At 68.0% G+C, this 272-nt stretch carries 1 protein-coding gene; it reads right to left on the reverse strand.

Annotated elements, in window-relative coordinates; translation table 11 throughout:
• Nucleotides 1-272, reverse strand: a 272-nt coding sequence (locus E0702_RS17415; protein ID WP_205742062.1) for a dihydroxy-acid dehydratase domain-containing protein, incomplete at both ends; no start/stop codon positions are given.

A 272-nucleotide genomic window follows, 5' to 3' on the forward strand; every position in this document is an offset into this window, starting at 1 on the left:
GACGACCGCGTCACCGCCGCCTCGGCATCGAGGAATTCGTCCTGCGTCATCTCCCCGGCCTTCACGGCCTCGGAAAAGCGCCACAGATGCGTGCCCGCACCGACGCGTTCGCCCTGGAACCAGCCGTTCAGCATCGGCCCGCCCGTGACGACGATGGACGGCAGGTCGCACGATGCCGCCGCCATCAGCAGCGAGGGCGTGGTCTTGTCGCAGCCCACCATCAGCACACAGCCGTCCATGGGCTGGCCGCGGATCTGTTCCTCGATGCTCAG

The sequence above is a fragment of the Halomonas marinisediminis genome (genome assembly GCF_004347715.1).
Classification (GTDB): Bacteria; Pseudomonadota; Gammaproteobacteria; order Pseudomonadales; family Halomonadaceae; genus Halomonas; species Halomonas icarae.